Genomic DNA, 14,012 nt, shown 5'->3' on the forward strand with positions numbered 1-14,012 from the left:
GCTTCTCCGGGCCCGACGACGGCACCGCAGGTCACGGTGGCTTTTCCCGAATCCCCGCGGGGGCGACTTTCGCTAACGGTCGCGTACCGCGCAAGATAGGGGGGTTGTGTCCCAGCCCCTCCGATTTTCCGGCGGCTCTCCTGTGACTCAGATCCCGACGTGGAACAGCGGAACGGTCAATCCCGCGACTGGACGTACCGCTCCCGGCACCACCATCGGCGGCCGGTACGCGCTGCGCGCCGCGGTCGGTCACGGTGGCATGGGGACGGTCTGGCAGGCCGCCGACACCCTGCTGCGGCGGGACGTCGCGGTCAAGGAGGTCGTCCTCCCGCCGGGCCTGGCTCCGAGCGACCGGGACGCGATGTACGAGCGCACCCTCCGCGAGGCGCGGGCCGCCGCGGCGCTCCAGCACCCGGCGGTGGTTCAGGTGTACGACGTGGTGCACGAGTCCGGCCGGCCGTGGATCGTGATGGAGCTGTTGGACGCGCGCAGCCTGGCCGACATGGTGATCGAGGACGGGCCGCTCGCCCCCCGCGCGGTCGCCAAGATCGGCGTCGCGTTGCTCGGCGCGCTGGAGGTGGCCCACGCCATCGGGGTGCTGCACCGCGACGTGAAGCCGGCGAACGTGCTCATCTGCTCGGACGGCCGGTGCGTGCTCACCGACTTCGGGGTAGCCCGGATGCCCACCGATGTCCAGCTCACCACGCCCGGCATGGTGCTCGGCTCGCCGCACTTCATCTCCCCGGAACGGGCCATGGGCCAGGACTTCGGGCCGCCCAGCGACCTGTTCTCACTCGGCGTGACGCTCTACACCGCGGTGGAGGGCCGACCCCCGTTCGACCGGGGTGACCCGATCGAGACCATGCACGCCGTGGTGGAGGATCCGCCCGCGCCACCGACCCGCTCGGGCCCGCTCACCCGGGTGCTGCTCGGCCTGCTGGAGAAGGATCCGGCCCGCCGGCTCGACGTGGCCACCTCCCGCGGCATGCTCCGGGAACTGCTCGCCGGTCCACTGGCCAGCAAGGCGACCGGGCACACGATGACCGACCCGTACGCTGTCGTGCCCTCCCCCCGGCCACCGGCGCCGATCCCGCCGGCAACGCCGTCCGGTCAGATCGGTGGCCGGGCCATGTTGGCGCCCGGCGAGTCGCTCAACGACCGGTTGACTGACCCGCGCCGCGAGGGCGGCTCGGCGGGCGCGGCGAACGGCGCGGTGCCGGGTGCGGGCGCCGCGACACACGCCGGTCCGGGCGCCCCCCGCCAGGGCGGAGCCACCGCTGGGGACGCCACCGGCGCCTTCCCGAGCCCGGGCGCCCTGGCCGCGCCGACCGGGACGATGGGCGCCTGGGACCGGCAGGGTGGATCGGCGCCGGGGCGGCACGGTAGGCCCGCTGGCGCCTGGTCGGCCGACCCGACAAGTGGTGGCCCGGCTCCGACGAGCGGTGGTGGGTGGTCGCCGGCCGGCCCCTCGTGGTCCGCCAACCCGGCCGACCATGGCCTGCCGGCAGCCGGTCCGAACCGGTTCGGTGGGCCCGAGCGCCCCGGCGGGTCCAACCGGTTCGGCGGATCCGCCGGCAGCGGTGGCACCCTGGTCCGCGCCGGCTCGGGGCTGCGCGCCACCGGCAGCAACCTGGTGGGAACGGTCCGCGGCTGGCCGCGGAAGATCCAGATCGGTGCCGCCGCCGGGGTGGTGGCGGTGCTCCTGATCGGCATGATCTCGCTCTTCGGCGGGGACGATCCGAAGCCGGTCGCGCCGCCGCTGGCCAACAATCCCGCCTCCCCGAGCGCGCCGGCGCTGGACACCCAGGAGGCCCGGGAGAAGGGCGTCGCGGTCAACGTGCCGAAGGGCTGGACCCGGTCCGCGGCCGGCAACTGGGTGGACTACACCGATCCGCAGGACAAGGCCCGCAAGGTCCGGGTCCTGGTCGAGCCGTACGGCGGTGACTCCTCCCGGCGATGGGCGGAAGGCGCTGAAGGCTTCCTCAAGAAGAACACCAAGTCCTGCGCGAAGCCGTACAACCGGGTGGAGATGACCGACGTGGAGCTGGTCGGTCAACCGGCCGCCCAGTTCGAGTACACCTGCGGCGACAGCGGCACCGGACGGCACGGGGTGTGGCGGGGGGTCGTCCGGGACGGCAAGGCGTACTCGTTCTACCTCACCACGACCGACGCGACGTTCGCGGACAGCCGGCCGATCTTCGAGGAGATGGTCCGCTCGTTCGAGATCGCGGAGTCCTGACCGTCACGACGTTCTCTGGCCGGCCGGGGGGCGGGCTCAGAGGCCGACTGGACGTCCAGAGGGCAACCGCACCCGCCCGCCGGCCCGGCGCCGGCCGGTGGCGTGCTATCAACGACCGCATGACGGCGGAGACCCACGAGAGCGACGAGCTGACCGCGCTGGCCCGGGCCTGGCTGGCCGACGACCCCGACCCGGCGGCCCGGCTGGAGTTGCGGCGGCTGCTCGCCGACCTGCCGGCCAGCCGCGCCGAGCTGGCCGACCGGTTCGCCGGCCCGCTCACCTTCGGCACCGCCGGGTTGCGCGGCCCGCTGCGGGCCGGCCCCAACGGCATGAACCTCGCCGTGGTGACCCGGGCCGCCGCCGGGCTGGTCGGCTGGCTCGCCCAGCGCGGTGGTTCCGGTCCGCTTGTCGTCGGGTACGACGCCCGGCACGGTTCCCGGGAGTTCGCCGAGCGCACCGCCCGGGTGGCCACCGGCGCCGGCCGACCGGCGCTGCTGCTTCCCCGGCCGCTACCCACCCCGGTGCTGGCGTACGCGGTCCGGGCGCTGGACGCGGTCGCCGGAGTCATGGTGACGGCGAGTCACAACCCGCCGCAGGACAACGGTTACAAGGTGTACCTGGGCGCCGAACTGGGTGGTGACCGAGGCGCCGGGGCGCAGATCGTGCCGCCGGCCGACGTGGAGATCGAGGCGGCGATCCGGGAGGTCGTCGTGCTCGCCGAGGTGCCGCTCGGGGAACCGGGTGAGGTGCTCGGCGAGGAGATCGTGACCGGATACCTCGACCGGGCCGTTGCCGCGCTGGCCCCGGACGGGCAACGGGACCTCACGGTGGCGTACACGCCGCTGCACGGGGTCGGCGGGCCGGTGCTGGTGGACGCTTTCGTCCGCGCCGGGTTCACGGCCCCGGCGATGGTGGCCGAGCAGGCCGAGCCGGATCCGCTGTTCCCCACCGTGGCGTTCCCCAATCCCGAGGAGCCGGGCGCCACCGACCTGCTGCTGACCCTGGCTCAATCGACCGGTGCGGACATCGCCATCGCGAACGATCCGGACGCCGATCGCTGCGCGGTGGCCGTGCCGGTGGAGGGCGGCTGGCGGATGCTGAGCGGCGACGAGGTCGGGGCGCTACTCGCCGACCACCTGATGCGCCGGGGAACGCGTGCGCTCTACGCCACCACCATCGTCTCCTCGTCCCTGCTGCGGGCCATGTGCGCGGCCCGCGACCTGCCGTACGCGGAGACGCTTACCGGGTTCAAGTGGATCGTGCGGGCCGGGGCGGGGACGGAGCATCCGCTCGGGTACGGCTATGAGGAGGCGCTCGGCTACTGCGTCGCTCCCGACCACGTCCGGGACAAGGACGGGATCACGGCGGCGCTGCTGGTGGCCGAGCTGGCGGCCGGGCTGAAGGTGACGGGTCGGACCCTCACCGACCGGCTGGACGAGTTGGCGGCCGAGTTCGGCGTGCACCAGACCGACCAGGTCTCGATCCGGGTCACCGACCTACGGGAGATCGCGGCGACGATGGCCCGGCTCCGGACCGCCACCCCGGGGACTCTGCTCGGTCACCCGGTGACCGCGGTGGAGGACCGGATGCCGGAATCCGACGTGCTGATCCTGCGCTCCGCCACCACGCGGGTGGTGATCCGACCGTCCGGCACCGAGCCCAAGCTCAAGGCGTACCTGGAGGTTGTCGAGCCGGTCGCGGACGGCGACGTCGGCGGGGCCCGCAGCCGCGCGGCGACCGCGGTGGCCGCCCTGCGCACCGAGATCGCCACCGCCCTCAGGCGGTGAGCGATGGCCCCTTTCCACTGGCGCTGACCCCGCCGCGGCGCGGGCCGGTCCAGCACGGCGCCGTCAGGCGCGGGTGCCCAGGGCCGCGTCGATGGCCCGGGTGAGCGCCGCGATCACCAGGGCGATCGACGGGCGTACCCGGGAGTCGTCCAGGGCCGGGGTGCCGCCGAAGCCGGCGCCGGCCGCGATCTCCTCCAGCCGGCGGCGCACGTCGACCGCGGCCTGCCCGTCCAGCCCGAGCCGCGGTTCCATCCGGATCGCCGCCACCAGGGTGGCCAGGGCCGCGGTCCGCTCGTCGGCGACCCGTGCCCCGGTGAGCACGTCGGCCAGCCGGCGGCGGATCTCCGCCTCCACCGAGGGGTCGATGGAGGGGTAGCGGTGCACATGCACGAACCCGTTCATGGCCGTCTCGTCCACGTCCTGCATCACGCCCCGGGCGCACAGGTCGCCCAGGACCTGGTCGCGGAGGCCGTGCCGGAGCCGCTGCACCCACGAGGCCGGTGTGTGGGGCGTGTCGGCGGCGAGCCGGGCCAGCACGCCGTCGGCGATCGGCTCCCCGGTGGGTGTCGGGTCGGTCACCACGAGCGACCCGTCGGCGAAGGTGATCCGGTTGGCCAGGGCCAGGTCGACCAGAACCGCCGCCGCCATGCCCAGGTCCAGTCCGATGCGGGATCCGACCGCCTTGCCGGACTTGTCGTCGTACGCCAGCAGCAGCAGCTCTTCGGCGAGCGCAACAGAGGTCATGGCCCGGAACGCTAGCCGGTCCGCGCACCTCCCGCATGCATCCCGCCGGTCCTCCTTCGGCGGTGTCCCGGCGGTGCGGGATCTAGGGTGGGCCGGTGCAGGCCATCGTCGCGACCCTGGGTTACGTACTGTCCGCCGACCGTCGCCGGGTGTTGCTGGTACGCCGGGACAAACGCCCCGACGATCTGCATTTCGGATATCACAACGGGCTTGGCGGCAAACTCGAACCCGGTGAGGACGTGGTCGAGGGGATGCGTCGGGAAATTCGCGAGGAGTCCGGGCTGGAGTGCGGCCCGATCCAGCTCGCCGGGACCATCTCCTGGCCCGGCTTCGGTCGCGGCGGCGAGAACTGGTTCGGCTTCCTCTTCCGCGTGCCGGTCTGGTCCGGTGAGGCGTACCGCGAGTGCCCGGAGGGAACGCTGGTCTGGACCGAGGTGGCCGACGTGCTGGCCGGCCGGGTGCCGATGTGGCCGAGTGACCGGCACTTCCTGCCCCTGGTCTTCGCCGCCGAGCCGGCGGTCTTCCACGGGGTGATGCCGTTCTCCGCCGGTGAGGCCGTTGGCTGGCACTACAGCCTCGCCGGCTGACGGCCGGCCCTCGCCGCCGAACGAGCCCGCCGAACCCGACCAATCGCCGGTGGTCAGAACCGGGGCATGCCGCCGAACTGCCGGTCTCCGGCGTCGCCGAGCCCGGGAACGATGAACATCCGGTCGTTCAGACCCTCGTCCAGGGACGCGGTCACGACCCGCAGCGGCAGCCCGGACCGCTCCAGTCGCTCGATGCCGGCCGGCGCGGCCAGGACGCAGAGCACCGTGATGTCGGCGCAGCCCCGCTCGGCGAGCAGCCGGCAGCAGTGCTCCAGCGACCCGCCGGTGGCCACCATCGGGTCCAGCACGAGCACCGGAATGCCGGCGAGGTCGGTCGGCAGCGACTCCATGTACGCCCGCGGCTCGAAGGTCTCCTCGTCGCGGGCCAGCCCGACGAAGCCCATCGACGACTCGGGCAGCAGGCCGAGCGCGGCGTCGGCCATGCCCAACCCGGCGCGCAGCACCGGCACCAGCAGCGGCGGGTTGGCCAGCCGGGTGCCGTCCGCCGGGGCCACCGGGGTCTGCACCGGGTACGTCTCGACCGGGAACGACCGCGCCGCCTCGTACACCAGCATCGTGGTGAGTTCGTGCAGCGCCGCCCGGAACGACGCCGAGTCGGTGCGGGCGTCCCGCATCGCGGTCAGGCGCGACTGGGCCAGCGGGTGGTCAACAACGATTACGTCCACGACCGGTCAACCTACGCGACCTGCGGGAGCGTGCCCCCGCCGCCCTGTTCCACGGCGGGGTGTGGGAGCAACCGGGCGGTCCACCGTGGTCAAGATCACAAAACGCGCCGATGCGTAGACTCTTCGCCATGACGGCGACGACGAGTCCGCGTCGATCGGACCTGGATGACCTGGGACGATCCGAGGCGACCCTGCGGACGTTCCTGCACGGCCTCCCGGGGGTGGACCAGGTCGGGGCGGAACAGCGGGCCGCGATGCTCGGCACCCGCTCGATCAAGACCACGGCCAAGGCGTGGGCGATCGACCTGGCGATCCGGATGGTGGACCTGACCACGCTGGAGGGCGCGGACACGCCCGGCAAGGTCCGCGCGCTGTCCGCCAAGGCGCTGCGTCCGGACCCGGCGGACCCGTCCTGCCCGCACGTCGGCGCCGTCTGTGTCTATCCGACGATGGTTCCGTATGCCGCCGAGGTTCTCCGCGGCTCCGCCGCCGAACGGCACAGCGGCAGCGGCGTCCACCTGGCCAGCGTGGCGACCGCGTTCCCGAGCGGCCAGGCGCCGCTGGCCGTGAAGATCGCCGACACCGAGGCCGCGGTGGCCGTCGGCGCCGACGAGATCGACATGGTGATCAACCGGGGCGCGTTCCTCGCCGGCCGCTACACCGAGGTGTACGAGGAGATCGTCGCCGTCAAGGCCGCCTGTGGCGACGCCCACCTCAAGGTCATCCTGGAGACCGGCGAGCTGGCCACCTACGACAACGTCCGGCGCGCCTCCTGGCTCGGCATGCTGGCCGGCGGCGACTTCATCAAGACCTCGACCGGCAAGGTGCCCGTCGCCGCGACGCTGCCGGTGACCCTGGTGATGCTGGAGGCGGTACGCGACTTCCGGGCGGCGACCGGCCGGCAGGTCGGGGTGAAGCCGGCCGGCGGCATCCGCACCACCAAGGACGCGATCAAATACCTGGTCATGGTCAACGAGACCGCCGGCCCGGACTGGCTGGACCCGGACTGGTTCCGGTTCGGCGCCTCGTCCCTGCTCAACGACCTGCTGATGCAGCGCACCAAACTGACCACCGGCGTCTACGCCGGCCCCGACTACTTCACCCTGGACTGACAGGCATGTTCGAGTACGCTCCCGCCCCCGAGTCCCGGGCGATCGTCGACCTCCGGCCGTCGTACGGCCTGTTCGTCGACGGCGAGTTCGTGGACCCGACCGATGGCGGCACCCTCAAATCGATAAATCCCGCCTCCGAGGAGGTGCTGGCCGAGGTCGCCGAGGCCGGGCCGGGGGACGTGGACCGGGCGGTGGCCGCCGCCCGGCGCGCGTACGACCGGGTCTGGGGTCCGATGCCGGGCCGCGACCGGGCCAAGTACCTGTACCGGATCGCCCGGCTCATCCAGGAGCGCTCGCGGGAGCTGGCGGTGCTGGAGTCGCTGGACAACGGCAAGCCGATCCGCGAGTCCCGGGACGTGGACCTGCCGCTGGTGGCCGCGCATTTCTTCTACTACGCCGGCTGGGCGGACAAGTTGCCGTACGCCGGGTTCGGAGCCGAGCCGAAGCCGCTCGGCGTCGCCGGTCAGGTCATTCCCTGGAACTTCCCGCTGCTCATGCTGGCCTGGAAGATCGCGCCGGCGCTGGCGGCGGGCAACACGGTGGTGCTCAAGCCGGCCGAGACGACCCCGCTGACCGCGCTGCTGTTCGCCGAGATCTGCCAGCAGGCCGACCTGCCGCCGGGCGTGGTGAACATCGTCACCGGCGCCGGCGACACGGGCCGCGCGCTTGTGGAGCACGCGGACGTCGACAAGGTCGCGTTCACCGGCTCGACGGAGGTGGGCCGGCAGATCGCCCGGTCCGTCGCCGGCACCCGCAAGAAGCTCACCCTGGAGCTGGGCGGCAAGGCCGCCAACATCGTCTTCGACGACGCGCCGATCGACCAGGCCGTCGAGGGCATCGTCAACGGCATCTTCTTCAACCAGGGCCACGTCTGCTGCGCCGGCTCCCGGCTGCTCATCCAGGAATCGGTGTACGACGAGGTGATGGGCTCGCTGAAGCGGCGGATGGCGCAGTTGCGGGTCGGTGATCCGCTGGACAAGAACACCGATGTCGGCGCCATCAACAGCGCCGCTCAACTGACCCGGATCCGGGAGCTGTCCGACGTGGGCACCGCGGAGGGGGCGGAGCGCTGGTCGGCACCGTGCGAGCTGCCGGACCGGGGCTTCTGGTTCGCGCCCACGGTCTTCACGGGAGTGACGCAGGCGCACCGGATCGCCCGGGAGGAGATCTTCGGGCCGGTGCTGTCCGTGCTGACGTTCCGCACCCCGGCCGAGGCCGTGGAGAAGGCCAACAACACGCCGTACGGGTTGTCGGCCGGGATCTGGACGGACAAGGGCTCCCGCATCCTGTGGCTGGCCGACCGGTTGCGCGCCGGGGTGGTGTGGGCCAACACGTTCAACAGGTTCGACCCGACCTCGCCGTTCGGCGGCTACAAGGAGTCGGGCTACGGCCGCGAGGGCGGCCGGCACGGGCTGGAGGCGTACCTCAATGTCTGACTCTCCGGGCCGGGTGGCGGTTCGCAAGACGTACAAGCTCTTCATCGGCGGGAAGTTCCCGCGCAGCGAGTCGGGACGGTCGTATCTCGTGGGTGACACGAACGTGGCGCTGGCCTCGCGCAAGGACGTCCGGGACGCGGTGCTCGCCGCCCGCGCCGCGGTCAAGGGGTGGTCAGGCGCCACCGCGTACAACCGGGGTCAGATCCTCTACCGGGTGGCCGAGATGCTGGAGGGCCGGCGGGACCAGTTCGTCGGGCTGGGGGTGCCCGTCGACGAGGTCGACACGGCGATCGACCGCTGGGTCTGGTACGCGGGCTGGGCCGACAAGATCGCCCAGGTGTACGGCGGCGCGAACCCGGTCGCCGGCCCGTACCTCAACCTGTCGGCGCCGGAGCCGACGGGTGTGGTCGGGGTGGTCGCCCCCGCCGAACCGGCGTTGCTCGGTCTGGTGAGCGTGCTCGCCCCGGCGATCGTCACCGGCAACACGACGGTGGTGCTGGTCGGCGAGCCCGGCGCGCTGCCGGCGGTGACGCTGGCCGAGGTGCTCGCCACCTCGGACCTGCCGGGTGGGGTGGTGAACCTGCTCACCGGCCGGCCGGCCGAGACGGCGCCGTGGCTGGCCGCGCACATGGACGTCAACGCGCTGGACCTGACCGGGGTGACCGATCCGGAGTTGGCCGCCGAGCTGGAACGCGGTGCCGCCGAGAACCTGAAGCGGGTGCTGCGTCCGGTGCCCGCCGATCACGACTGGTTCGTCGAGCCGGGGCTGGCCCGGATGACGACGCTGCTGGAGACCAAGACCGTCTGGCACCCGAAGGGCGTGTAGGGCCACGATGAAGGCAGACCTGCACAGTTATTTGAAGGGCGGCCGTGACGCGCTGCTGTGGAAGCTCGACGGGCTCAGCGAATACGATATTCGGCGTCCGTTGACCCGGACCGCCACCAATTTGCTCGGTCTGGTGAAGCACTCGGCGGCCATGGAGATCCTCTACTTCGGCGTGGTGTTCGGCCGACCGTTTCCGGAGGATCTTCCGTACGTCGGCGACGGGGCGGAGACCAATGCCGACATGTGGGCGACCGCGGACGAGACCCGCGAGGAGATCGTCGCACTGCATCGTCGCGCGATCACTCACGCCGACACCACCATCGAGGCCCTTGCCCTGGATGAGGTCGGCCACGTGCCGTGGTGGGGCGATGCGGCGGTCACGTTGCACCACGTCCTGGTCCACGTCACCGCGGAAACACAACGGCACGCCGGCCACGCCGACATCGTGCGCGAACTCATCGACGGCGCGGCCGGGCTGCTGCCCAGGAACGACAACCTGCCGCCCGCAGACGAGTCATGGTGGCTGGACCACCACCGACGAGTGGAGCAGGCTGCCCTCGATCATCGGCAGTCCGTCGCGGCACGAGATGCTCAGCTCGTCGCCCGGGTTCGCGAGCGCGCTTCCACGGCCGAGTACGTGGAACACGCCGAGGTGCTGCGCGAGGCCGGAATTGGTCCACTCGGACGACGTGACCGTGCATGAGACGGGCCACCGTCGGGAGATCCACGACCGACAGCGACCGCGTCACCGCGAGGTGATGGCGCGACTACCGATCCGGTAGTCCGGGCCCGCAGGGTCGTAGTAGAATCGTCCGCGAACGCTCTGGGCGTCTTCGGACCACCAGAGTTCTGGCTCCAAACTTGCTGAATGGCGCTCCCCATCTGGGCGGGCGCCATTCACTTTTCGATCCCCGTTCCCGCACGTCCTGTCGCGCCGACGGTAGCCAAAGCCCTACGCTGTGCCAGCGCGCGAACCCGTGAGCACTGCCCCGTCGGTGGAGTGGAATAGGTGGCCGAGGCGACAGCACAGCTGTTACAGCAGCGTTTCTCCGCCGAACGCCTGGGCACCTACCAGGCTTCGGTGGGCGGTGACCTCGACGCGACGGTGGCGCTGTACGAGTGGAATGCCACGATGAGCGGGGCCTTCTGGATCACCCTGGGCCATGTCGAGGTGTTAATCCGCAACGCCATGCATCGACAGTTGACCGACTGGTCCACCCGTCTCTACCAGGAGCCCCGCTGGTACCTCGACCCCGGCCGTGTCCTGGACGAGCGTCGCCATCAGCAGGTAGCCAAGGCGCGCGAGCAGGCCACCCGCGACGGCCGGCAGGAGACCCCAGGACGCGTCGTCGCCGAACTCACCTTCGGGTTCTGGCCCTTCCTGCTCACCCGCGCCTACGACCGGTCCCTGTGGCCGTACCTGCGCGGCGCCTGGCCCAGCAAGCGTCTGCGCCGGGATGTCCATGGGCCCATGGCCGACCTGCACGAGTTGCGAAACAGGATTGGTCATCATGAGCCGATCTACAACAGGCCGCTCAAGGAGTTGCACACCAAGGCGCTGAATCTGGCCGGTTGGACATGTTCTGACACCGGTGCCTGGATCGCGTCGCGGTGCCAAGTGCTTGCCGTCCTCGACACCCGGCCGTGGACCGTACGCGCTTCTCATGCCCCGCCGCAGCGGCGAGGTCAGCATCGACCGACCCGCCGCTGAGACCCACCTCAGCTCTCCCGCTGACGACTGACAGGGACCCACGTCACCGCGAGGCTTCTACTACGCCGTGTAGGATCGAGGCGTGACGAGACTGGGTGATCTGGAACGCGCGGTGATGGACGTGCTGTGGGACCGCAGCCCCGGCACCGCCGACGGGGTCACTGTCCGGGAGGTCGCCGACGCGCTTACCGACCGCGATCTCGCGTACACCACGGTGATGACAGTGCTGGACCGACTCGCCGGCAAGGGGATGGTGCAGCGGGAGCGGCAGGGCCGGGCCTGGAGCTACCGGCCGGCGGCCAGCCGCGACGCGCACATCGCCCGGCTGATGCTCGACGCTCTGGATCTCGCTGGCGACTCCCCGGCCGAACCTGCCGGGGACGGCGATCGGCTGGGCCGGGGCGCGGCCCTGATCCGGTTCGCCCGCTCGGTGACCGGCCGGGAGGCCGAGATCCTCCGCGCCGCACTCACCGACGAGGCCGCCGGGCTCACCGGCCAGGCCGACGCGGTCACCGATCAGGCCGACGCGGTCACCGGCCGGGCGGGGACGGCCACCGGCCCGGGGGCGACTGCCACCGACCGGGTCGCGGACCGGCGGGACTGACCGTGGTCGCCGCCGCCCACTTCGCCGGTACGGCACTGGCCTGCTATCTGACCGCCCAGGTGCTGACCCGGGCCCGGTGGCCGTGGCACAGCCCCCGGGTGGCGATCCTGTGCTGGCAGGCGATGGGACTGTCGCTCGGCCTGTCGGTGATCGGCCTGCCGGTCGCGCTCGGGCTGGCCCCGTACGACCGGGGCACCGGCCGGGCGCTGCTGGCCCTGGTCGGTGACCTGGCCGGGGGCCGGTTGCCAGCCGACCTCGGACCGGCGCACCTGGCCATGGTGGGGATCGGTCTCGGGGTGGGCAGCGTGCTGCTCGGCTCCACGGCCCGCAGCCTGCTCGCGGCGTCCCGCGCCCAGCGCCGGCACCGGGAACTGCTGAACCTGGTCGCCCGGGACGATCCGGCGGCCCCGGGCGCGCTGGTGCTCGACCACCCGAGCGCCGCGGCCTACTGCCTGCCGGGGGTCCGGCCCCGCGTCGTGGTGAGTGCGGGCACCCTGAGCCTGCTCGACCGGGCCGAGTTGGCCGCGGTGCTCAGCCATGAACGGGCGCACGCGGCGGAGCGGCACGACCTGGTGCTGCTGCCGTTCACCGCGCTGTGCCGGGCGCTCCCGCGGGCGGGTTGGCTGCGCCGCGCACACGCCACGGTGGCGCTGCTGGTCGAGATGCGGGCCGACGACAGGGCCCGCCGCCAGCACACCGACGGATCGCTGGCGGCGGCACTGCTGCGGTTCGCCACGGCGGGGCCGCGCACCGCCCCGGCCGGCGCGCTGGGTCTCGGTAACCGGGACCTGGACGTCCGGGTGCGCCGGCTACTGCACGCCGGCCGGCCGCCGCTGGTCCGGCGTACGGTCGCGATGGCCACCACGGGCGCTCTGGTTGCCGCGCCGATCTGCCTGTTCCTTAGTTGATTTCCCCGATGCCGGCCGCATCCTCCGCGTCGTATCGTTCAGCGCGACGATAGGTAGACCTGCTACATGTAGGCCACCACTGCACAGCAACCGCCCTCCGGAGGCCGGTCCATGGATCCGCTGCTCCTCGCCCGCCTGCAGTTCGCCACCACGACGACGATCCACTTCCTGTTCGTCCTGGTGACGCTCGGCCTGGTCACCCTGCTGGTGTACCTGCAAACGGCCTGGGTGATCACCAACAAGCCGATCTACGAGCGGCTCACCCGGTTCTGGGGCACGCTTTACCTGATCAACTACGTGCTGGGAATCGCCACCGGCATCGTGATGGAGTTTCAGTTCGGCCTGAACTGGAGTGGACTGTCCCGCTACGTCGGCAACGTCTTCGGCGCCCCGCTGGCCATGGAGACCCTCGTCGCGTTCTTCCTGGAGTCCACGCTACTCGGCATGTGGATCTTCGGTTGGCACCGGCTGCGCCGGGGGGTCCACCTCGCGCTGCTCTGGGGGGTGGCGCTCACCGCGTACGCCTCGGCCTTCTGGATCATGGTGGCCAACGCCTGGTTGCAGAACCCGGTCGGCTACGAGATCCGCGACGGCGTGGCGCACCTGACGGACTTCTCGGCGCTGCTGACCAACCCCACCTTCGGCTTCGCCTTCGGGCACGTGATCGCCGCGGCGGTGGTCACCGGCGGCGTGCTGATGGCCGGGATCAGCGCCTGGCACCTGATCCGCCGCAACCCCGACTACCTGGCGTTCCGCACCTCGCTGCGGATCGGTCTCAGCACTGCCGGCGTCGCCACGATCTTCCTGATCGGCTTCGGCTTCGCCCAGTTCGGGCCGGTGGCCGAGGCGCAGCCCACCAAGTTCGGCAGCGAGGTCGACAAGGCCGCCAAGATCGCCGAGTTCACCGAGCGGTTCGGAGCGTACGACTACGAACCTCCGGTGCTGGCCAGCGTCGGACTCGGCTTCATGATCCTCATTGGGATGGGGTTGTTCTTCGGCACCGTGCTGGTCCCACTGCTCTATCGGGACTGGCTGATCCGGCTGCGCTTCCCGCTCTACATCCTGCTGCTGGCCATCCCACTGCCCTTCGTGGCGGCCATCCTCGGCTGGCTCACCCGGGAGGTGGGCCGCCAGCCCTGGGCCGCGTACGGCCTGCTCCGGGTCGACGACGCGGTGACCCCGATCAGCGGCGGGGTGATGCTCGCCTCCTTCATCGGCTTCGCGCTGCTACTCGGCGCCCTCGCCGTCGCCAACTGGACCCTGATCGCCAAGTACGCCGCGCGCGGCGCCACGGACCCCGCGCTCGGCCGACCACCGACGGCGGCCGACGACCTCCCGCCGGTCCCGGCCGAACCCGTCCTGGCCCGCTGAG

Annotated in this window: 13 protein-coding genes; 11 read left to right on the forward strand and 2 right to left on the reverse strand. The window is 71.9% G+C overall.

The annotated features are described in order from the left end of the window. Positions 1-142: 142 nt before the first annotated feature. Positions 143-2,239, forward strand: coding sequence for a protein kinase (locus tag ACFQUZ_RS18275; RefSeq protein WP_377443655.1), 2,097 nt, complete (start codon positions 143-145; stop codon positions 2,237-2,239). 119 nt (positions 2,240-2,358) lie between these two features. After that, complete coding sequence (locus ACFQUZ_RS18280) at positions 2,359-4,026, forward strand: phospho-sugar mutase (RefSeq protein ID WP_377443657.1); 1,668 nt, start codon at positions 2,359-2,361, stop codon at positions 4,024-4,026. A 63-nt stretch (positions 4,027-4,089) separates the two neighbouring features. Here the strand turns inward: ACFQUZ_RS18280 and ACFQUZ_RS18285 are convergent, their stop codons facing one another. Beyond that, positions 4,090-4,770: a GPP34 family phosphoprotein gene (locus ACFQUZ_RS18285; protein ID WP_377443659.1), complete on the reverse strand. Its 681-nt coding sequence runs from the start codon at positions 4,768-4,770 to the stop codon at positions 4,090-4,092. A gap of 95 nt (positions 4,771-4,865) precedes the next feature. On the opposite strand from ACFQUZ_RS18285, the gene ACFQUZ_RS18290 reads away from it, so the two are divergent. Next, complete coding sequence (locus ACFQUZ_RS18290) at positions 4,866-5,357, forward strand: NUDIX domain-containing protein (RefSeq protein ID WP_377443661.1); 492 nt, start codon at positions 4,866-4,868, stop codon at positions 5,355-5,357. Between the two features lie 53 nt (positions 5,358-5,410). Here ACFQUZ_RS18290 and upp read toward each other — a convergent pair whose 3' ends face one another. Further along, positions 5,411-6,043: a uracil phosphoribosyltransferase gene (gene upp, locus ACFQUZ_RS18295; RefSeq protein WP_377443662.1), complete on the reverse strand. Its 633-nt coding sequence runs from the start codon at positions 6,041-6,043 to the stop codon at positions 5,411-5,413. Positions 6,044-6,171: 128 nt separating this feature from the next. Between upp and deoC the strand changes: the two genes are divergently transcribed. From deoC to ACFQUZ_RS18335, 8 genes are all read left to right on the forward strand, one after another. Continuing rightward, complete coding sequence (gene deoC / locus ACFQUZ_RS18300) at positions 6,172-7,155, forward strand: deoxyribose-phosphate aldolase (RefSeq protein WP_377443664.1); 984 nt, start codon at positions 6,172-6,174, stop codon at positions 7,153-7,155. A gap of 5 nt (positions 7,156-7,160) precedes the next feature. Then, positions 7,161-8,591 (forward strand): aldehyde dehydrogenase family protein, encoded by a 1,431-nt coding sequence (locus ACFQUZ_RS18305; protein WP_377443666.1) that lies wholly within the window; start codon positions 7,161-7,163, stop codon positions 8,589-8,591. Beyond that, complete coding sequence (locus tag ACFQUZ_RS18310; RefSeq protein ID WP_377443668.1) at positions 8,584-9,417, forward strand: aldehyde dehydrogenase family protein; 834 nt, start codon at positions 8,584-8,586, stop codon at positions 9,415-9,417. Before ACFQUZ_RS18305 ends, ACFQUZ_RS18310 begins: the two co-directional genes overlap by 8 nt. A gap of 7 nt (positions 9,418-9,424) precedes the next feature. Next, positions 9,425-10,120 (forward strand): DinB family protein, encoded by a 696-nt coding sequence (locus ACFQUZ_RS18315; RefSeq protein ID WP_377443670.1) that lies wholly within the window; start codon positions 9,425-9,427, stop codon positions 10,118-10,120. A gap of 306 nt (positions 10,121-10,426) precedes the next feature. Beyond that, entirely contained in the window at positions 10,427-11,128 is a 702-nt protein-coding gene (locus ACFQUZ_RS18320; protein WP_377443672.1) for a hypothetical protein, read from the forward strand. An 82-nt stretch (positions 11,129-11,210) separates the two neighbouring features. Further along, positions 11,211-11,732, forward strand: a complete 522-nt coding sequence (locus tag ACFQUZ_RS18325; protein ID WP_377443673.1) for a BlaI/MecI/CopY family transcriptional regulator — start codon at positions 11,211-11,213, stop codon at positions 11,730-11,732. A 2-nt stretch (positions 11,733-11,734) separates the two neighbouring features. Continuing rightward, positions 11,735-12,640, forward strand: a complete 906-nt coding sequence (locus ACFQUZ_RS18330; protein ID WP_377443675.1) for a M56 family metallopeptidase — start codon at positions 11,735-11,737, stop codon at positions 12,638-12,640. A 111-nt stretch (positions 12,641-12,751) separates the two neighbouring features. Continuing rightward, positions 12,752-14,011 (forward strand): cytochrome ubiquinol oxidase subunit I, encoded by a 1,260-nt coding sequence (locus ACFQUZ_RS18335; protein WP_377443677.1) that lies wholly within the window; start codon positions 12,752-12,754, stop codon positions 14,009-14,011. The last annotated feature ends 1 nt before the right edge of the window (position 14,012 follow it).

It is taken from the genome of Plantactinospora sp. GCM10030261, from assembly GCF_042666615.1.
In the GTDB taxonomy this organism is placed as follows: domain Bacteria; phylum Actinomycetota; class Actinomycetes; order Mycobacteriales; family Micromonosporaceae; genus KBS50.